The 18383-nt window shown below is 69.6% G+C and carries 17 protein-coding genes; 9 read left to right on the forward strand and 8 right to left on the reverse strand.

Annotated elements, in window-relative coordinates; genetic code table 11:
• Nucleotides 1–38: 38 nt before the first annotated feature.
• The gene (locus ACT3UN_RS12680; protein WP_444657217.1) at nt 39–545 is read left to right on the forward strand and encodes a YbjN domain-containing protein; all 507 of its coding nucleotides are present in this window, start codon (nt 39–41) and stop codon (nt 543–545) included.
• Between the two features lie 23 nt (nt 546–568).
• On the opposite strand, the gene ACT3UN_RS12685 is transcribed toward ACT3UN_RS12680, so the two are convergent.
• On the reverse strand, nt 569–1606 hold the full coding sequence (locus tag ACT3UN_RS12685; RefSeq protein WP_301443986.1) for a zinc-binding alcohol dehydrogenase family protein: 1038 nt from the start codon (nt 1604–1606) through the stop codon (nt 569–571).
• A gap of 70 nt (nt 1607–1676) precedes the next feature.
• On the opposite strand from ACT3UN_RS12685, the gene glf reads away from it, so the two are divergent.
• A complete protein-coding gene (gene glf / locus ACT3UN_RS12690) occupies nt 1677–2852 on the forward strand; it encodes a UDP-galactopyranose mutase (protein ID WP_441578815.1) in 1176 nt (391 codons plus the stop codon).
• A gap of 157 nt (nt 2853–3009) precedes the next feature.
• Here glf and ACT3UN_RS12695 read toward each other — a convergent pair whose 3' ends face one another.
• From ACT3UN_RS12695 to ACT3UN_RS12710, 4 genes are read right to left on the reverse strand one after another with little or no spacing between them, the layout of a single operon-like run.
• On the reverse strand, nt 3010–3687 hold the full coding sequence (locus ACT3UN_RS12695) for a hypothetical protein (RefSeq protein WP_301443830.1): 678 nt from the start codon (nt 3685–3687) through the stop codon (nt 3010–3012).
• 57 nt (nt 3688–3744) lie between these two features.
• Nucleotides 3745–5094: a sensor histidine kinase gene (locus tag ACT3UN_RS12700; RefSeq protein WP_301443831.1), complete on the reverse strand. Its 1350-nt coding sequence runs from the start codon at nt 5092–5094 to the stop codon at nt 3745–3747.
• A 4-nt stretch (nt 5095–5098) separates the two neighbouring features.
• Nucleotides 5099–5776: a response regulator transcription factor gene (locus ACT3UN_RS12705; RefSeq protein WP_301443832.1), complete on the reverse strand. Its 678-nt coding sequence runs from the start codon at nt 5774–5776 to the stop codon at nt 5099–5101.
• A gap of 59 nt (nt 5777–5835) precedes the next feature.
• On the reverse strand, nt 5836–6279 hold the full coding sequence (locus ACT3UN_RS12710; RefSeq protein ID WP_301443833.1) for a VOC family protein: 444 nt from the start codon (nt 6277–6279) through the stop codon (nt 5836–5838).
• 76 nt (nt 6280–6355) lie between these two features.
• On the opposite strand from ACT3UN_RS12710, the gene ACT3UN_RS12715 reads away from it, so the two are divergent.
• Entirely contained in the window at nt 6356–8056 is a 1701-nt protein-coding gene (locus ACT3UN_RS12715) for a long-chain-fatty-acid--CoA ligase (RefSeq protein ID WP_444657218.1), read from the forward strand.
• A gap of 469 nt (nt 8057–8525) precedes the next feature.
• Here the strand turns inward: ACT3UN_RS12715 and ACT3UN_RS12720 are convergent, their stop codons facing one another.
• The gene (locus tag ACT3UN_RS12720) at nt 8526–10277 is read right to left on the reverse strand and encodes an ABC transporter ATP-binding protein (protein ID WP_444657219.1); all 1752 of its coding nucleotides are present in this window, start codon (nt 10275–10277) and stop codon (nt 8526–8528) included.
• Nucleotides 10274–11926 carry an ABC transporter transmembrane domain-containing protein gene (locus ACT3UN_RS12725; protein ID WP_444657220.1) on the reverse strand — a complete coding sequence of 551 codons (1653 nt, stop codon included), beginning with the start codon at nt 11924–11926 and terminating at the stop codon, nt 10274–10276. Before ACT3UN_RS12725 ends, ACT3UN_RS12720 begins: the two co-directional genes overlap by 4 nt.
• A gap of 190 nt (nt 11927–12116) precedes the next feature.
• Here ACT3UN_RS12725 and ACT3UN_RS12730 point away from each other — a divergent pair, with 190 nt between their 5' ends.
• Genes ACT3UN_RS12730 through ACT3UN_RS12740 form a run of 3 tightly spaced genes read left to right on the forward strand, consistent with a single transcriptional unit; the run spans nt 12117 to nt 14257 of the window.
• Nucleotides 12117–12410 carry a hypothetical protein gene (locus tag ACT3UN_RS12730; protein ID WP_444657221.1) on the forward strand — a complete coding sequence of 98 codons (294 nt, stop codon included), beginning with the start codon at nt 12117–12119 and terminating at the stop codon, nt 12408–12410.
• A gap of 27 nt (nt 12411–12437) precedes the next feature.
• Entirely contained in the window at nt 12438–13127 is a 690-nt protein-coding gene (locus ACT3UN_RS12735) for an ABC transporter substrate-binding protein (RefSeq protein WP_444657222.1), read from the forward strand.
• Nucleotides 13128–13174: 47 nt separating this feature from the next.
• Entirely contained in the window at nt 13175–14257 is a 1083-nt protein-coding gene (locus tag ACT3UN_RS12740; protein WP_444657223.1) for an ABC transporter substrate-binding protein, read from the forward strand.
• A 32-nt stretch (nt 14258–14289) separates the two neighbouring features.
• On the opposite strand, the gene ACT3UN_RS12745 is transcribed toward ACT3UN_RS12740, so the two are convergent.
• Nucleotides 14290–15276: an ABC transporter substrate-binding protein gene (locus ACT3UN_RS12745; RefSeq protein ID WP_444657224.1), complete on the reverse strand. Its 987-nt coding sequence runs from the start codon at nt 15274–15276 to the stop codon at nt 14290–14292.
• 268 nt (nt 15277–15544) lie between these two features.
• Here ACT3UN_RS12745 and ACT3UN_RS12750 point away from each other — a divergent pair, with 268 nt between their 5' ends.
• The 3 genes from ACT3UN_RS12750 to ACT3UN_RS12760 are packed head-to-tail and all read left to right on the forward strand — an operon-like array spanning nt 15545 to nt 18364.
• On the forward strand, nt 15545–16390 hold the full coding sequence (locus ACT3UN_RS12750) for a siderophore-interacting protein (protein WP_444657225.1): 846 nt from the start codon (nt 15545–15547) through the stop codon (nt 16388–16390).
• Nucleotides 16387–17214 (forward strand): helix-turn-helix domain-containing protein, encoded by an 828-nt coding sequence (locus ACT3UN_RS12755; RefSeq protein ID WP_301441671.1) that lies wholly within the window; start codon nt 16387–16389, stop codon nt 17212–17214. The genes ACT3UN_RS12750 and ACT3UN_RS12755 overlap by 4 nt, the downstream gene beginning before the upstream one ends.
• Before the next feature lie 58 nt (nt 17215–17272).
• Entirely contained in the window at nt 17273–18364 is a 1092-nt protein-coding gene (locus ACT3UN_RS12760) for an ABC transporter substrate-binding protein (protein WP_444657226.1), read from the forward strand.
• Nucleotides 18365–18383: the final 19 nt, after the last annotated feature.

Genomic DNA, 18383 nt, shown 5'->3' on the forward strand with positions numbered 1-18383 from the left:
GGGGATCCGGTGTCCGGGGCCCGTGTTAGAACTACGGCATGAGCCACGTCAACGACACCACCGACTCCACCGACATCACCGCCCGGTCCCGTACGAATTTCCCGGACGTCGTCCTGCGGCAGATCTCACGCCACCGCGTCATGGACGCCCTTGAACGGCTCGAGTTCGGCTACTCGGTGGACACCTACGCGGAGATCAGCAGCAAGTGGGACCACGGTCGCTTCTACTTCAATCTCGCCGGTAGTGCGGACGACATCCTCTCGGTCAGCGGGTACTGGAGCGACTATCTTCCCCCGGAATATCGTGCTGACCTGCTGGAGTTCTGCAACGACTGGAATTCCGGGCACCACATGCCGAGCGCCGCGGTGACCGAGGACGAGGACGGGGACATCTACGTGGCCGTCGAGCATGCCGTGCACTACCGTTTCGGTGCCGCCGACGACCAGATCAGCCAGCACATCCTGTCGGAGATCTCCGGCGGGTGCATCCTGTTCGCGTCCCTGGCCGAGCGGTTCGGGGACGGCGTGGAGGACATCGACTACTAGGGGACGGCCGGGGGACGGCCAGGCTAGATCCGCACCACGATCTTGCCGGTGACGTGACCGCGCTCGATCTCGCTGTGCGCCTCGGCCAGCGTCGCGGCGTTCATGCCGATCATCGTCTCGCCGACGGTGGGGATCAGCTTGCCGTCGTCGACCATGCCGGAGATGCGGTCCAGGATCACTCCCTGCTCATCCACGTCCTCGGTGTCGAAGACGGTGCGGGTGAACATCGACTCCCAGTGGATGGAGATCGACTTCTTCTTGAACGGCGCGATCTGGAAGTCCTCCGGATCGTCGATCAGGCACAGCCGCGCCTGCGGCGTCATGATCTCGGCCAATTCCTCGGCATGGCCGGAGGAGTTCGAGGTGAAGACCAGGTCGATGCCGTCCGGCTCGAGGTCCAGCACCTGGGACGCGAGGTTGCGACGGTGGTCGACGACCTCGTGCGCACCCATCTCCACGACCCAGTCACGCGACTCCTCGCGCGACGCGGTGGCGATCACGGTCAACCCGGTCAGCGCACGGGCCAGCTGGATCATCACGCTGGGCACCCCGCCGGCACCGCCGAGCACCAGCAGCGAACCGTTGGAGTCGATGGACGCGCCGAGCCGCTCGAACAGGGCCTCCCACGCGGTCAACGCCGTCAACGGGAGCGACGCCGCCTCCGTCGCCGAACACGTGGTGGGACGGTGGCCCACGATGCGCTCGTCCACGGCGTGGAAGCGGGCGTTCGTGCCGGCCCGCAACTGGCTACCGGCGTAGAACACCCGGTCACCCACCTCGAAGCGGGAGACCTCGTCGCCGACCTCGCGCACGACGCCCGCGGCGTCGTACCCGAGCACCGGCTGCTCGCCGCGCGCCAGGGCGTCCCCCGCCCGACGACGCATCTTCGTGTCGATCGGGTTCACGGACACGGCCTGGACCTCGACGAGGAGGTCGCGCGGGCCGACCTCGGGAAGTGGGACGGTCACGTCGGTGAGACAGCGGGGGTCATCCACGGGAAACTCACCGGTGACCGCGACGGCCGACATGGTGGTGGGCAGCTCGATTGCACGGGAACTCATGGGGCCCCATAGTAGGGCCACCGGCATGGCGCCGCACCCGGGCAGGCCAGGGGCTGTAACGTTACCGTCCATGAGTGACAACAGTGACCAGAGCGCCTACGACCTGATCGTCGTCGGCAGCGGATTCTTCGGACTCACCGTCGCCGAGCGCGCCGCCAGCCAGCTGGACAAGAAGGTGCTCGTGCTCGAGCGCCGCAGCCACATCGGCGGCAACGCCTACTCCGAGGCGGAGCCGGACACCGGCATCGAGATCCACAAGTACGGTGCCCACCTGTTCCACACCTCGAACAAGAAGGTCTGGGACTACGTCAACGAATTCACCGACTTCACCGACTACCAGCACCGCGTGTTCGCCATGCACGACGGCACCGCCTACCAGTTCCCCATGGGCCTCGGCCTGATCAACCAGTTCTTCGGCAAGTACTACAGCCCCGACGAGGCCCGTGACCTCATCAAGGACCAGACCGACGGACTCAACCCGGAGGACGCCGCCAACCTCGAGGAGAAGGGCATCTCCCTGATCGGGCGCCCCCTCTACGAGGCCTTCGTCCGCGACTACACCGCCAAGCAGTGGCAGACCGACCCCAAGGACCTGCCCGCGGCGAACATCTCCCGCCTGCCGGTGCGCTACACCTTCAACAACCGGTACTTCAACGACACCTACGAGGGCCTGCCGGTCGAGGGCTACACCGCCTGGCTGGAGAACATGGCGAAGAACGCCAACATCGAGGTGCGCCTCGACACCGACTGGTTCGACGTCCGCGACGAGCTGCGCGCCGCCAACCCGGACGCACCGGTGGTCTACACCGGCCCGCTGGACCTCTACTTCGACTACTCCGAGGGCCACCTCGGCTGGCGCACCCTCGACTTCGAGACCGAGGTGCTCGACACCGGCGACTTCCAGGGCACCCCGGTGATGAACTACAACGACGCGGACGTGCCCTTCACCCGCATCCACGAGTTCCGTCACTTCCACCCGGAGCGCAAGAACTACCCGGCCGACAAGACCGTGATCATGAAGGAGTTCAGCCGTTTCGCCGAGGGCGACGACGAGCCGTACTACCCGATCAACACGCCTGAGGACCGCGAGAAGCTGCTGCGCTACCGCGAGCTCGCCGACGCCGAGACCTCCGACAACAACGTCTTCTTCGGTGGGCGCCTGGGCACGTACCAGTACCTGGACATGCACATGGCCATCGGCGCGGCGCTGAGCATGTTCGACAACAAGGTCTCCCCGCTGCTGTAGGGGCGTTCCCGCCTCACCCGCGCAACGGTCTCAACTGCGCATCAACATTAAAAATAGTCGCCCTCCCAGGTAGCCATTCGGCCCGAATCGCTACCTGGGAGGGTGATTGCTCTGTTGTGCTGTTGCTGCGCTGCCGTGTGACCGGCTCCGAGTGGAGTCAGTCGTCGTCGATGTCGGTCGCGACCACGGAGAAGTCCTCGGCCAGGTCGACATCGACCTCACGGCCGTCCTGACCCTGGACGCTGACCTCGTAGGCCACGCCCCGGTCATCGGAGGCGGACACGGATTCCACGACACCGTCGGCGACACCGGCCTCACCGGCTGAGGACAAGCCGGCGTCCACGGCGTCCTGGAGAGCGGCGAGGTCGAGGACGGGCTCGTCCTGCCCGGACGCATCGGCCTCGTCCGCGTCGTCGTCCTCATCCTCGGGGTCGACACGAACGGTGCCGTCGGCACCGACGTGGACGTCCGCGGACCGGCCGTCGTCGAGTTCAACCTCGACCTCGTGGCCGTCCTTCTCGACCTCGATGGAGCTGGCGCCGCGTCCGCCGGCCTCGGAGACCGCCTGCTCGGCGACCTCGCGGAGCGTTCCGGCGTCTGACCCGGAGGCCTCGGAGGCTCCGGAGTTCCCGGAAGACTCTGCGGCGGCGGTGCCCACGGTTCCGCCGTCGCCGCCGGAGTTCCCGGTCACGCCGTAGGCGACTCCGCCGGCGAGGACGAGGGCGGCGACTGCGCCGGCGCCGATGGCCAGGCCCGTGCGCTTCCTGTTCGGCTGTGCCGCGGTGTCGGTGGATGGTTCGTTCTGCTGGTTCTGGGGTGCGGTGTTCTCTGTCATGCCACTCACCCTGCCCGACAGGTACTGAACCCATTCTGAAGCTTGCTGAAAGCGCCTTCAGGATCCGCCAGTCGGCAGGGTGAGGGTGAAGACAGCGCCGCCGCGTGTTCCGGTCCCGGTGCTCTCGCCAGCGGTCACCTGACCGTGGTGGGCCTGGGCGACTTCCTTGACGATGGCGAGTCCCAGGCCGCTCCCACCTGTGTCGCGGGCCCGTCCGTCGTCGAGGCGTGCGAACCTGTCGAAGATGCGCTCGCGGTCGCCGGTGGGGACGCCGTCTCCGTCGTCCGCGACCGTCAGCTCGACCGTCGCGCCGCCGGTGCTGCCGGCGTCCCGGAGCCCGAGGACGATGCGCGACGCCGCGTGGCGTGCGGCGTTGTCGACGAGGTTGCGCACGGCGCGGCCGAGGAGCCGGGGGTTGCCCTGCACCTGCGCCGCCTCCACCCAGGTGACGTCCACGTCGAGTTCGCTGACCCGGGCCAGCCTGGCCGCCTCGGCGAAGAGCAGGTCGTCGAGGTCCACGGTCTCGGTGGGCGGGCGGTGGTCCTCGTCGAGTCTGGCCAGCAGCAGCAGGCCTTCGACGAGGTCCTGCATCCGTTCGCCCTCGTCGAGCACGACCTCGCTGAGCTCGGGCAGGGAGGTGGCGTCCGGGTAGGACGCCCCGAGCTCCGCGTGCTGCCGCACCGTCGCCAGCGGTGAGCGCAGCTCGTGGGAGGCGTCGCTGACGAACCGGCGCTGGACGGCCTGGGAGTGTTCGAGGCGAGCGAGCATCCGGTTCATGGTGGTTGCCAGGGCACCGAGTTCGTCGTCCCCGGCGTCCACCCGTCGGGACAGTTCCTCGGCGGTGATGGCGTCGACCTGGCGGCGGAGCCGGTCGACCGGGCGTAGCGCCCGACCGGTGACGATCCACACCACTGCGCCGACGAGCAGGACGACCAGCGGCACGGCGATCGCCAGCAGGGTCGTCGTCGCGGTGACCGTCTCGTCGACGTGCTCGGTGGTCCGGGCGACGGTGAGCGTACCGGCGTCCTCAGCGTCCCCAGCGAGCTCAGCGTCGTCGGAGACCACGAGGTAGGGTTCGTCGTCGACGGTGACCTGCTGCGGGGAGTCGCCGGGCTCCGGGAGCAGGTGGGCGTCCTCGTCGTTGACCACGGTGCCACCGGAGGTGCTCAGCCGGACGAGCTGGTCGTCGTCGATCCCGGCGACGATGCTCTCCGCCCGCGCCGGGTCGTCCTCGATCTGGGAGCTCAGGGACTCGAGGTCCTGCTCCGCCGATTCCTCGACGGACGCGGTGAGGACCCGGCCGAGGACCAGGACGGCGAGAACCGCGCTGGTGACGAGGATGAGGGCGACGATGACGGTCGCGCCGGCCGTGACCCGGGCACGGATCGAGTGACGTGTGCCTCGCACCGTCTCACCCACCCGTCCCGGACAACCGGTAGCCCACGCCGCGGACAGTCTCGATGGCCTGCCGCCCGAAGGGCCGGTCGACCTTGGCGCGCAGGTGGCCGACGTAGACCTCGATGATGTTGGCGTCCCCGGTGAAGGAGTCGCCCCAGATGTTGGCGATGATCTCCCGACGGGTCACGACCTCCCCACGCCGACGCAGCAGGAAGTCCAGCACCGCCATCTCGCGGGCGGTGAGCGTGATCTCCTGGTCACCGCGGAACGCCTGACGTGCCGCCGGGTCGAGGGTCAGGTCGCCGGCCTGGAGCGTGGCGGGGCGTTCGCGGGCACCACGTCGCGCGAGTGCGCGGATCCGGGCGATCAGCACCGGGAAGGAGAAGGGCTTGGTCAGCCAGTCGTCCCCGCCGGTGTCGAGGCCCTCGACCTCGTCCCATTCGCCGTCCTTCGCGGTGAGGAACAGGACGGGGGTGTGGTCGCCGTCGGCGCGCAGTGCCTGGCACACGCGGTAGCCGTTCATGCCGGGCATCATCACGTCGAGGACGATGACGTCGTAGTCCGCGTCGGACGCCAGGTCGAGTCCGGACGCACCGTCGTGGGCGACGTCGACGACCATGCCCTCGGCCTCCAGGCCGCGGCGCACGCCGTCGGCGAGCCGCTTCTCGTCGTCCACCAGCAGAATCCGCATGGCGCCCAGTGTTGCACGGCGAGGCTGAAGCGGTGCTGAAGAGCGAGGCGCGGAACGGCTCAGCTGGGGGCGTCCCCGGCGGCACCGTCCGCGGCGACGTTGACCATCCAGGACACGCCGAACTTGTCGCGGACCTGGCCGAACCAGTCGCCCCACATCTGCTTCTCCAGGGGCAGGAACACCGAGCCGCCCTCGGACAGGGCGGCGAACCAGCCGGCGACCTTGTCGTACTCGTCGGCGTCGCCGCCCACGCACAGGTCGACCGGGGGTGCCTCGAAGTCGCGGGGGTCGGCGTCGGCGGTGTCGCAGGCCATGAAGGTCCAGCCGTCGGGGGTCTCCAGGTGACCGTGCATGACCAGGTTCTCGCGCTCGGGGGTGTCGGCGGCACCGGCCTGCCCGAAGGTCAGGACGTCCGCCTTCCCGCCGAAGACCCCGGCGTAGAAGGCGAGTGCGTCCGCGGCGGTGTCGCGGAACTTGAGGTAGGGGTTGAGCCAGGTGGACATGGTGACCTCTCGGTGGTGTGATCCACGCTGTGAGCATGGGGGAGTGACCTATGTTACAGGCGTAACCTTGTTCACCATGACCGACAAAACCTGGCAGCAGTACTACCCGGAGTGGACCAGCCCGGAGCTGGACTACGACGCCCCCGGCGAGGACACCCTCGCCGCCGTCTTCGACCGCGCGGTGAGGACGTGGCCGGACCGTCCTGCCATGACGTTCTTCGGCACGAGCCTCACCTACGCCGACTACGCCCGCGAGGTCCGTAAGACCGCGGCGATGCTGCACAACCGCGGCGTGCGCAAGGGTGACCGGGTGGCGATCGCGCTGCCGAACTGCCCGCAGGCACTGATCAGCTTCTACGCGGTGCTCTCCCTGGGGGCCACGGCCACGCTGCACAACCCGCTGTACACCGCCCGCGAACTCACCGTGGCCTTCAAGGACCACGGTGCGAAGGTCGGCATCTTCTGGGACAAGGCAGTGGACGTCGCCCGGGAGCTGCGCACCGTCGCCCCGCTCGAGCAGATCATCCCGGTCACCATCACCCGGGCGATGCCGGCCTACCTGCGCGCGGCGTTGAAGCTGCCCGTCGGCCCGGTCAAGGCGATGCGCAAGAAGCTGCAGGGCAGCACCGACGGGCTCACCGAGTGGACGGACCTCGTGGCGGACGCCTCGGAGTCCGAGGGCCGCGTGCTGATCGAGACGGCCGAGGTCGAGGCGTCCGACCCGGCGATCGTGCTGTACACGTCCGGCACCACCGGCAAGCCGAAGGGTGCGGAGCTCACCCACGCCAACCTGTGCGCGAACATCATCCAGGGCGTGGCCTGGGTGCCGGGGCTGGGCAAGGGGGAGGAGTCCGAGCGCATGCTCGGTGCGCTGCCGATTTTCCACGCCTACGGGCTGACGATGAACATCACACTCGGGCCGCTGATCGGCGGCACGGTGCTGTTGCTGCCCGCGCCGGAGAAGCCGCTGCTGGCGTCGGCGATGAAGAAGCAGAAGCCCACCTGGATCCCCGGTGTGCCGACGCTCTACCAGACGATCATGAACATCGCCGAGCAGCAGAAGATCGACATCTCCGGGGTGAAGGCCAGCTTCTCCGGGGCGTCCGGCCTGCCCGTCGAACTGGTGAAGCGCTGGGAGAACATGACCGGTGGTCTGCTGGTCGAGGGCTACGGGCTCACCGAGACCTCGCCGATCGTGATCGGCAACCCGATGAGCACCGACCGTCGCCCCGGGTACGTCGGCATCACCTTCCCGGACACCGACGTGCGCGTCGTGGACCAGGACGACCCCGCCCGCGAGCTGCCCGACGGCGAGGCCGGCGAGCTGGTGGTGAAGGGACCGCAGGTCTTCGGCGGCTACCTCAACCGTCCGGACGCCAACGAGAAGGCCTTCGTCGACGGCTGGTTCCGGACCGGTGACATGGCGGTCAAGGAGACCGACGGCTTCGTGAAGATCGTCTCGCGCATCAAGGAGATGATCGTCACCGGCGGGTTCAACGTGTACCCGGCGGAGGTGGAGGAGGTGCTCTCCGAGCACCCGTCCATCGCGCAGGCCAGCGTGGTCGGCCTCCCGCGGGAGGACGGCTCGGAGACCGTCGCCGCCGGCGTGGTCCTCGCCGACGGCGCCCGGCTGGACGAGGAGGTCCTCAAGGACCACTGCCGTGAAGGGCTGGCGCGTTACAAGGTGCCGCGCGTGTTCCAGGTGTTCAAGGAGTTGCCGGCCGACCAGCTCGGCAAGGTGCGACGTGTGGAGGTCCGGGAGCAGATGACGGACTAGGCGGTGTTTTTCCGTCGCTCCGTTGTAGGCTGGTTTCTATCAGGGTGATCCCACGTCGCCGCGGGAGTTGCTCTGATCATAAAAACAGCCCCCGGAGGACCTAATCTCCGGAGGCTGCCGAACATCAACGTGCTCTGTAGCGCCTAGCTAGTAAACCAGCTAAGTACTGCGGTCACGATTTCTGTGAAGTCGCGGACCACCGGAGTCCCCAGCACGAGGACGGTGGCCGCGACTTTTGCTTTTGCCGTGAACGGGCTTTTCGCCGTGGTCGTCGTCGCTGTCGCGCGCGAGCACCAGGGCCACGCAGCAGTGAGGAGGGCGGTCAAAGGACCTCGCCATTGATCAGTGTAGAGGGGCCCACGGACGTACCGGAGGGGGATGTTCTATCACCCCGCGTTGTTGTTGGTCTGGCTCCGGAAAACCAACAACAGCGCGGGGTACTGGGTACGGGCTCAGCGGGGCAGGCGACTCACTCCGCGGGCAGCCACGCCTCCCAGAGTCGGGAGTAGCGCCCGCCGCGCTCCACGAGGTCGGTGTGCGTCCCCGACTCGACCACCCGGCCGTCCTCCAGGACGACCACGAGGTCGGCCGTCTGCGCCTGGGAGAGGTGGTGGGCGACGATGATCGCCGTCCTGCCGGCGGCGACGGTGTCCACCGCGGCGTCGAGGCGTCCGGCACCCTCGCCGGTGCCCGCGTGGGCGGTGGCCTCGTCGAGGACCACGACCGGGGGATCGGCGAGCAGGACGCGCGCCAACGCCAACTGCTGGACCGTCGCCTCGTCGAGGGTGTCGGCGGACGTGAGAGGGGCGTCGGTGTTCACCCCGACGGCGGTCAGGGCCTCGGTCAGCTCGGCGTCGGTGGCCGTGGGGGAGGCCAGCCGCAGGTTGTCCGCCACGGTGCCGGTGAACTGGTGGACCTCCTGGGTGACCAGCACCGCCGCCGGTCTCCCGGACGCCGTTGTGGCACGGTGGGCGTCCACCCCTCCCACGCTCATCCGGCCCTGGTCGGGGCGCAGCTCCCCGGAGATGACACGGGCCAGCGTGGACTTCCCCGATCCGGACGCGCCGACCAGCACCACCCGCGCCCCGTCGGGGACGCTGAGGGTGATGCCGTCGAGCCCGGTCCCGCTGACGGTCCCGCTGCGCTGGTCACCGCCGTAGCGGAAGTGGACGTCCGTGATCTGCACAGTGCCATCTGTACCGCCCGCCCCGCCAGCAGCGCCAACCCCATCCCCACCCACCCCGCGCACGCCGACGAGCCGGGCCAGGCCCACCTCCGCGCGCTGGAGGTCGTCGATGCTGGCCAGCAGTACGCTCACCGGGGCGAAGATGCGCTGGAAGAACAGTGCGCCGGCGGTGGCCGCCCCCACGCTCAGCACCCCGGCGTCGACCCGCCAGAAACCCACGCACAGCACCGCGGCCAGCCCGAGGAACTCGGCGACGTTCAACCCGCCGTTGAAGACGTTGCGCACCTTCGTCGCCGCCCGCCCGATCTCCACCGACGCGAGGCTGCGCTCGGCCACCAGGCGTAACCGGTTCGCCCCCTGCCCGTGGGCGCGCACGGTGGACGCACCGTTCACGGTCTCGATGAGCGCCTGCCCGCGCTCGGCGTCCATCCGCTGCTGACGGACGTAGAGCGGACGTGACCTGCGCAGGAACACCGCGCCGGAGAGCACCTGCACCGGCAGGGCGACGAGTGCGGCCAGCGCCAGCCACGGGTCCAGCACGGCGAAGCCCAGGGCCGTGACCACCAGGGTGAACAGGGCCTGGGTCGTGCGCGGCAGCACCTCGGTCACCGCGGTGGTGACGGACTCCACGTCCCCGGTCACGCGGGAGACCACGTCGGAACTGCCGGCGCTCTCCACGGCCCCTGGGTCGAGGTGGACCGCGGCGTCCAGCACGTCCTCCCGCAGGGTGGCGAGCACATCCTGCAGGGTCCTGACCAGCAGGCGACCGCCCCACAGGACGAGCAGTGCGGCGACCACGCCGGCCGCGACGACGCCGCCGACGGTGAGTGCGAGACGGTCCAGGCCGCGTCCGTCGATCACGTCGTCGACGAGGCGCCCCTGCAGGGCGGGCACGGCCAGCGCCGCGGCCGAGCCGAGGGTGAGGCACGCGACCACCAGCGACAACGCACCCAGGCGGGGTCGCAGCAGCTCCGCGACGACCCGACCGGTCTGCCGGACGGTGGCCTCGGGCAGCCGGTTCGTGGTGGTGTTCACAGCTCCACCACCTCGTCGCAGGCGTCCAGCATGAGGTGGTCGGACGTGATGACCAGCACCGCCAGCCCGGGCCTGTCGTGCACGAGCGCGGCGAGTCCGGTGGCGACGTCGCGGGCGGTCACCGGGTCCAGGGACATCGTCGGCTCGTCGAGGACGAGCACATGCCCGGAAGCATGTAGGGCGCGGGCCAGCACCGCGCGGCGCCGCTGGCCCCCGGAGAGCCGGTGGCCGCCCTCGCCGACGGGGGCCTCGACGGAACCGAGGTGGGTGACGACGTCGTCCAACGCGGTGGCGGTGGCGACATCGGCGTCCACCTGCGCGTCGGAGAAGGTCACGTTCTCCCGCAGGGAGCCGGTGAACAGCGTCGAGTCGCGCGGTGGCACGGTGACGGCCCGATGCCAGGCGTCCGGCCCGAGGTCGAGCGCGTCGACCCCGTCGAGGGTGAGTTCGCCGCGCGCCGGGACGGTGCGGAAGCCGAGCCGGTCGGCGATGCGTCCGGCGTCGGACGTCGCGACGTGCACGCCGACGAGCCGTCCTGCGCGTGCCGTCACCGTCGGCGCGGTGGCCGCCGAGGCGTCTGCAGTCGCCTCCCAGGTCAGGACGCCGGCGTCGCCGCTGCGGCGCGGCGCCGGGTGCGCCGCGCCGGGCAGCTGGTACTCCTCGGCGACGAAGGCGCGCAGCCGGGCCGCGGAGGCGCGCTTGTACGCCCAGTTCGCCCCGAACGTGCCGATGTGCGACAGCGAGCCCTTGAGGTACTGCGCCAACCCGATCACGGTGACGAGCTCACCCGGGGTGATCGTCCCGTCGAGCGCGAGCCAGCCGGCGGCGAAGGTGAGTACTGCCAGGTAGACCAGCGAAACCACGTCGCTGACCGCCTCGTAGCCGCGCAGCGACAATGCCGAGGCCACCGCGGTATCGCGCGAATGTGCGCTGGCGACGCGGTACCGGCGGGCGACCTCGTCCTCGGCCCCGAGGCCGCGGATCGTGCGCAGTCCCGCCATCGCGTCCGCGGCGACGTCGCTGGCGGCGGCGACGGCCCGCTGCTCGGTGCGTCCGCGGGCGAACATCGGACGCGAGAGCCGCTGCATCAGCACCAGCACGGCCACCGCCCCGGCCAGGACCCCGATGCCCAGGGGAGCGGAGACGGCCAGCAACGCCCCGGCCGCGGCGACGAGTCCGGCGACGGTGGCGAGCTGCTGCACGATGCTCCAGGAGACCCCGGCGACCTGGAAGGTGTCGTTCGTGGTGATCGACAGGACCTCGCCGGTGGAGCGCCGGGCGTGCCCACGCGGGTGCAGGACGCGGCCGAGCGCGAGCTGGTGCAGGTCGTGCTCACCGTGGCCGTAGACCCGCACCATGCCCAGCATCGCGCGCTGGTAGCTCAGCGACGTGAGCAGGAAGACCCCCGCCAGCGCCCCCAGCCACACGGCCAGCGCCCGGGGGTCTCCGGGCATGACGGCCCGGTCGATGATGACGCCGATGAGCACGGGCACGGCCGCATCGCCGAGGTTGTGCACCACCAGGCCGAGGGTGCACGCCGCCAGGCGCCGCGCCCGGCCGTCGCCGGTCAGGGCGATGCGCAGGACGTGGCCGGTGGTGACGCCGGAAGGAGCGGCAGTGGGGTCGCCGGAAGGGTCGGTGGTCCGCATGACAGTTCACGCTAGGGCCGTGGCTCGCGGCGGGGCGGACGGGAGTCGTCGTGCAGCGGACAGGGTCGGTTCCTGTGTCCGTTGCGCTGCAGACAGTGTCCGCTGCGCCGACCGACCGCCCGCTACGGTCTGGATGAATGTCCATGGAGTTTTCTGGACGCCACGAGGAGAACCAGATGAGGAGCAGCAGATGAGGACGACAACCGGGGCCACGCACTGGGCCACGAAACTGGGCCGGCGAGTGGGCCGGACCGTCGCAGCGGTGGCGGTGGCCACCGGGCTGGTGGCGGCGACCGCCGCCTGCGGCAGCGACGACGACGGGCAGGACGCCGACAACGTCCGCACCGTGGACAGCGCCTACGGCGAGGTGGAGGTCCCGGAGACCCCGGAGCGCGTCGTCGCCGTCTCCTACGACACCCCGTGGCAGCTGAAGTCCCTCGGCGTCACGCCCGTCGGTACCCAGGACTACAGCGACTACACGTAGGGGTTCACCGAGGAACAGCTGGACTTCGTGGAGCAGGCCGAACCGGTCGGCAAGTTCTTCGAGCTGGACATCGAGGCGGTCGCCGCGGCTGAGCCGGACCTGATCGTCGGCGACGTCCTCGAGATCGACGACGACGTCTACGAGAAGCTCGCGGAGATCGCCCCGACGGTCATCGTGGAGGGTGAGGACCGGGGTGACTGGAAGGCCATCGTCGCCTCCATCGCCGAGGCCGTGGGCACCGAGGACGAGCTCGAGGAGACGAAGGCGGCCTACGAGGACCGCCTGGCGGAACTGCAGGACGACTACGCCGACGTGCTCGACGAGTACACCTTCGCCTCGATCGGCCCGATGGACGACCCGACGAACTTCTACATCAACTACCCCTCCGGCATCCTCGGCGCGATCTTCGAGGAGGTGGGCATGACCACGGCGTCGTCGGTGCCCACCGGCGAGTTCCCCAAGGGGTGGGAGGAGTACTCCACGGAGAACATCGGCTCCCTCCTCGGTGAGGCCGACGTGGTCATGGTGCCCCTCAACGCGGACGGGACGGTGGACCCGGGCATGCAGGAGGTCATGGACAACCCGCTGTTCCAGCAGCTCAAGGCCGCGCAGGACGACCACGTCGTGCCCGTCGACGGGTCGGTCACCGACTATGCCTCTGCGGTCGACTTCCTCGACATCATCGAGGAGAAGGTCCTCGCCCCGCTGCAGGGCTGACCTGTCGTTGTCCCCGCTCCACCCCTATTCCCGATGACTGGAGTCACATGAACACCACCCTGCCGCGACGGGTCCGTCCGGCACGCCGCCGTGCGGCCGTCGCCGTCCTGGCGCTCGCCGCCGTCCCCGCCCTGCTCGCCGGATGTTCTTCGGCGCAGGACGAGACGTCCGGCTCGTCCGGCTCAGGCGACGGCGCGGAACGCGTCTTCGCCGAACCCGACGACGGCGCGTTCCCCGTCACCATCGACCACGCCTACGGGGAGACCACGGTGGAGGAGCAGGCGGAGCGTGTCCTCGTGGTCGGGTGGGGCGGCGCGGACCTCGCCGTACAGCTCGGCACCGTCCCGGTCGCCCAGGGCATCGCCGGTGGCGAGGGTGACAGCGCCGAGTACCACCCGTGGTTCCGCGAGGCCGTCGAGGAACTCGGCGCACCCTTGCCGGCGACCGATGAGTCGCTGGAGCGTGGTGAGGTCGACACGGAGTTCGTGGCGACCCAGGAACCCGACCTGATCCTCGCGGTGAACTCCGGTATCAGCGCCGAGGAGTACGACCGGCTGACCGACATCGCCCCCACGGTCGCTTTCCCGGACGAGCCCTGGGCCACGTCCGCGCAGGACCACCTGACGATGGTCGGTGAGGCGCTGGGCCGCGCCGAACGGGCGGCGGAGATCACCGGTGAGCTGGACGAGAAGATCAGCGGGGTCGCGGACTCCCACCCGGAACTGTCCGGGGTGTCCTTCCTCTACGGCTTCCTCCCGACGGACGGCCAGGTCGTGATCTTCTCCGAGGCGGACCCGCGGGTCGGGACGTTGGAGAAGCTCGGTCTGACCCCGTCGCCGGACCTGGCCGCCCTGGCGGAGCAGGCGGACGGGGAGTCGAGCTTCAACGTCGCCGTCGAAAGGCTGATCAGTACCGACGCCGACACCAACGTGAGCACCGTCAGCCGCGAGGAGTGGGACGCCGCGGTGGACGCCGACCGGACGTTCGCCGCCTGGGGGCCGGTCGCGGACGGTGATGCCTCGGTGATCGAGGACCCGGACGTGGGCCTGGCGTTGGCGACCTCGACGCCGCTGAGCCTCTCCTGGGCGGTCGAGGACATCGCGGATGTCCTGTCCGTTTCGGTGGGGTAGCGCCGGGGTAGCGCCGGGGTAGCGCTCGACTGTCAGTCGGTGAGCTGGTCCACGACGTAGTCAGCGAAGTCAGCCCCGACCTTCGAGTACCCTGCGCGGTGGTTGTAGAGCAGCTGCGGGGTCTTGCCGTCGACCACGGCGGGCAGGTTCTTCCAGATCGTGTCGTCGGCGACGGCGGAGTCGGGGTTCTGCACCAGGATCACGTCCGCCTCGGTGAGGATGTTCAGGTTCTCCTTGCTGTACATCCGCAGCGATCCGTCGGCTTCGCGTGACCCGCTGTCGGTCAGCACGGTGAAGCCCAGGTCGGTGAGCACCTCGGGGGCGAGGTTCTCGTCCTCGAGCACGAACTGGTCGTCCTGCAGTGCGACGATGGCCATGGTCTGTCCGGCGTACTCGCCGAGGTCCTCGGCGCCGGCCTCGACGACGCGGTGGTAGTCCGCGATGCTCTGTTCTGCCTCCTCCCTCTTGCCGATCTGCTCGGCCTGGTCGAGCAGTGGCTCGAGCCAGGCGTCGTCTCCGAGGGAGGACGCCCTGGCATCCCGGGCGAGGTCGCCGTCGAGTCCGATCACGGGGGCGATCTCTTCGAGGCGTTGCTGCTGTTCGCTGTCGTAGGTGTCGAACCAGGCGGCCGTGGTGATGATCAGGTCGGGGTCCATGTCCGCCACGGCCTCGGCGTCCGGGTCGGTGGTGTTGAAGTCGTACCTGGTCACGGTGTCCGGCAGGTCGTCGTTGACCACGTTGTTCTGTGCGGACTCCGCGGTGATCTCGGGGGTCGCCACCAGGTTGAGCCCGGTGATCTCGGCGAACTCGGGGCAGAGCCGGGTCTCGATGCAGACCACCCGTTGCGGGTCCGCCGGGATCTCCACCTGCTGGTCGGCGTAGTCGAAGGTGATGGTGTCGGCGCCGGAGTCGCCACCCGTCGCGGAGTCCTCGTCCGACGAGCAGGCGGCGAGCGCGGTCAGGGATACGGCGCACAGGCCGGCGAGCAGCGGTGCGGTGAAACGTCCTCGTGATGACATGGAGTCGACGCTAACCGTCGGTATCTGCGGGCATCGGACAGATTGTGTCTGTTTCACGACAGCCCTGCGCCCGGGGCGCCGGTCGTGGCAGCACCGCATCCCTGACGTCTGTGCGAGGTGACCTGTCCGTTGCGCGAAGACCGGTACATGTAGGGTTGCCTTAGCGAAAATAAGTGCAGCGGTACCCGCCAGGGTGCTGCGCGGACGGCGGGAGAAACGCGTGGATGCAGGTCAGGGAGGTTCCGATCCCCGGATTCACCGGGCCCGGGTGACGGCGGTGACGAGGGTCGGCAAGGCGATGGTGCGGGTAAGTCTTGGCGGACCGGACATGGCCGACTACCCCACCACGGACGTGGGCGACGAGTGGGTGCGGGTCTTCTTCCCGGACGCCCCGACCGAGCCCGTCCGCCTGCCGCGTGTGGAGGGCACCGGCTGGGTGTACGCGGACGGCGTCGAGGCCTCGGAGATGCGCACCTACACCATCCGCGACTGGCGTCCCGGTGAGGTGGACGTCGACTTCGTCGTCCACGGCACCGGCGTGGCGACGACGTGGGCGACCACCGTCGAGGTCGGCGGCGAGGTCGGCCTGACCGAGCCTGTCGCCGTGTACCGGCGGGCGCAGGACGCCACCCACCAGGTCCTGCTCTGCGACGAGCCGGGCCTGCCGGCGGCACTGCGGATCTGCGAGGACGCTCCGGCGGGCATGACGTCCACCCTCGTCTGCGAGGTCCGGGACGCCGGGTACGAGGTCGCGCCGCGTCGCGGCGAGGTCGAATGCGTCTGGCTGCCCGGCGGTGGCAACGGCGTGGGTCCCTCCCGTCTGCCGGAGGCGCTGTCGGACCTGGACATCCCGCAGGACGCCGCGGTGTGGGTGGGCACGGAGACCCGCGTCTCGCGGACGCTGCGCCGGCAGCTGCGTGAGGAGAAGGGCCTGGCCCGGACGGCGGCGACGACGATGGGCTACTGGGTCCACGACAAGGAGCGGTGGATCGCCGCCTACGACGCGCTGGGCGAGGAGTTCGCCGACAAGGTCCGTGACCTCTGCGACAGCGACCGCGACCCCGACGAGGTCACCGACCTCGTCGACAGCCTCTACGAGACGAACGGGCTGTGACCGTGCTGCAGGGCGCGGTACTCGACGCGCCGGAGTCCGTCCCGCCGATGTCCGCCGAGCAGGACGACCTGATCCCCGGAGACTACCTGCTCACGATGCGGGAACTGCGCTACCCCAGTCCGCTCGAACCGGAGGTCTGCACGGGGGACACGCACCACCACCTCAACCACCACGTGGTCTTCTGGCCGATGCGAGGCAGCGCCTACGTGGACGTGGACGGGCACCGTCACCACCTCCCGCCCGGGCACGGGGTCTTCGTGCCCGCCGGCGTGGGGCACGCCGCCGACACCGGTGCGTCCAGCACGTTGACCGCGGTCTACGTGCGACCGGACGCGTGGGAGGGGCCGGCGGACCGGGTGCACGATGTCGCGGTGAACGCCGCCACCAGGGAAATGCTGGTGATGATGGCCTACAACGCGATGGGACGCGACCGGCGGTTCCGGGCGCAGCGGCTGTGCCTGGACTTCATGTCCGAGCCGTGCCTGCCGGGGCTCGAACTGCCGCTGCCGGACAGCCGGCTGATCCAGCCGATCATGCGTCACGTCATGGAACGTCCGGACGACGACCGCTCCCTGGACGACTGGGCGTGGATCCTCAACACCAGCGGGCGCACCATCGCCCGGGCGTTCCGGGCGGACACCGGCATGACCTTCAGCGAGTGGCGCACGGCCGCCCGCATGTCCGAGGCCGTGCGGCTGCTGTCGGACGGCGCGCCGGTCGGCGCGGTGTCCAGGAAGGTGGGCTACACCTCCGCCAGTGCCTTCAGCACGGCGATGAAACGCGTCACCGGACGCGGCCCGCAGTACTTCCGCACCGTGCGGTGAGTTCCTCGCGGGACGACAACATGACAACAGAAAAAGCAGAAAAAACAGGAGTGGGACCATGACAAAAACAGGTGGAGTGCAGGGCATGCGAATGGCCTGGCTGGGGATGCTGAGCGCGGTGGCGCTGGCGTCGGCGGCGGTACTGACCGCATGCGGGTCCGACGATGGGGACAGCTCGGGCGGCAGTGGCGGTGACAGCGGATCCGGCACTTTCCCGGTCACCATGGAACACGTCTACGGCGAGACGGAGATCCCGGAGAAGCCGGAGCGGATCGTCACCATCGGATGGATCACCCACGACATCGTCGCCGCCCTGGGCACCGCCCCGGTGGGGGTCGACGAGACCTGGGGAGGCGACGACGAGGGGTTCAGCCCGTGGTTCCGCGACCAGGTCGAGAACGTCCTGGACGCCGACATGCCCGAACTCACCGACTCCGAGGACGGGAGCATCAACGTGGAGAAGATCGCGGCCACCGAACCCGACCTCATCCTCGCGCCGCACTCCGGGATCACCGACGTCGACTACGGTCGTCTCACCGACATCGCCCCGACCGTGGCCTACACCGAGAGCCCCTGGCAGTCCGGTAGCTGGCAGGAACTGACGGAGACCGTGGCCACCGCGATGGGGGAGCAGGAGCGCGGTGCCGAGCTCATCGGGGAGACCGAGACCGCGATGGCGGACGAGGCCGCGGAGTACCCGAACCTGCAGGACTCGTCCTTCGTCTACGGGCTGACCTTCGACGGCGGTTCCCAGGAGCTGGGCCTCTACGTGTCGGGTGACCCGCGGGTCGCCTTCCTGCGGGAGTTCGGCCTGGTGGACAGCTCCAACCTCGCCGATTCGATGGACCTGGAGGAGGAGGACTCCTTCTTCGGCACCGTCAGTCTGGAGAACGTCGGACGGGTCGACACCGACCTCTTCGTCGGCTGGTCGAGCAGTGCGCAGCAGACGCGGGACACGCTGGAGACCCCGGCGATGTCGCGGTGGCGACCGATCGAGGACGGCAACTACTACATCCTCGAGGACGAGACGCTCGCCTCGGCGACCAACGGTCCCAGTCCGCTCAGTATCCGCTGGGCGCTGGACGAAGGGTTCCTCGACGACCTGTCCGAGGCGCTGGACGGCGGTGCCGTGGTGCGCCCGGCACGCTGAGACCGTCGGGTAGCCACGG

This window comes from Corynebacterium sp. AOP12-C2-36, from assembly GCF_052379185.1.
GTDB lineage: Bacteria > Actinomycetota > Actinomycetes > Mycobacteriales > Mycobacteriaceae > Corynebacterium.

Excerpts from the sequence above, each read along its gene's own strand:
- glf (WP_441578815.1), top strand. The coding sequence starts at position 1,677 with ATGAGTGACAACAGTGACCAGAGCGCCTACGACCTGATCGTCGTCGGC.
- ACT3UN_RS12740 (WP_444657223.1), top strand. The coding sequence starts at position 13,175 with ATGAACACCACCCTGCCGCGACGGGTCCGTCCGGCACGCCGCCGTGCG.
- ACT3UN_RS12695 (WP_301443830.1), bottom strand. The coding sequence starts at position 3,687 with ATGACAGAGAACACCGCACCCCAGAACCAGCAGAACGAACCATCCACC.
- ACT3UN_RS12760 (WP_444657226.1), top strand. The coding sequence starts at position 17,273 with ATGACAAAAACAGGTGGAGTGCAGGGCATGCGAATGGCCTGGCTGGGG.
- ACT3UN_RS12705 (WP_301443832.1), bottom strand. The coding sequence starts at position 5,776 with ATGCGGATTCTGCTGGTGGACGACGAGAAGCGGCTCGCCGACGGCGTG.
- ACT3UN_RS12745 (WP_444657224.1), bottom strand. The coding sequence starts at position 15,276 with ATGTCATCACGAGGACGTTTCACCGCACCGCTGCTCGCCGGCCTGTGC.
- ACT3UN_RS12715 (WP_444657218.1), top strand. The coding sequence starts at position 6,356 with ATGACCGACAAAACCTGGCAGCAGTACTACCCGGAGTGGACCAGCCCG.
- ACT3UN_RS12710 (WP_301443833.1), bottom strand. The coding sequence starts at position 6,279 with ATGTCCACCTGGCTCAACCCCTACCTCAAGTTCCGCGACACCGCCGCG.
- ACT3UN_RS12730 (WP_444657221.1), top strand. The coding sequence starts at position 12,117 with ATGAGGACGACAACCGGGGCCACGCACTGGGCCACGAAACTGGGCCGG.
- ACT3UN_RS12680 (WP_444657217.1), top strand. The coding sequence starts at position 39 with ATGAGCCACGTCAACGACACCACCGACTCCACCGACATCACCGCCCGG.
- ACT3UN_RS12685 (WP_301443986.1), bottom strand. The coding sequence starts at position 1,606 with ATGAGTTCCCGTGCAATCGAGCTGCCCACCACCATGTCGGCCGTCGCG.
- ACT3UN_RS12725 (WP_444657220.1), bottom strand. The coding sequence starts at position 11,926 with ATGCGGACCACCGACCCTTCCGGCGACCCCACTGCCGCTCCTTCCGGC.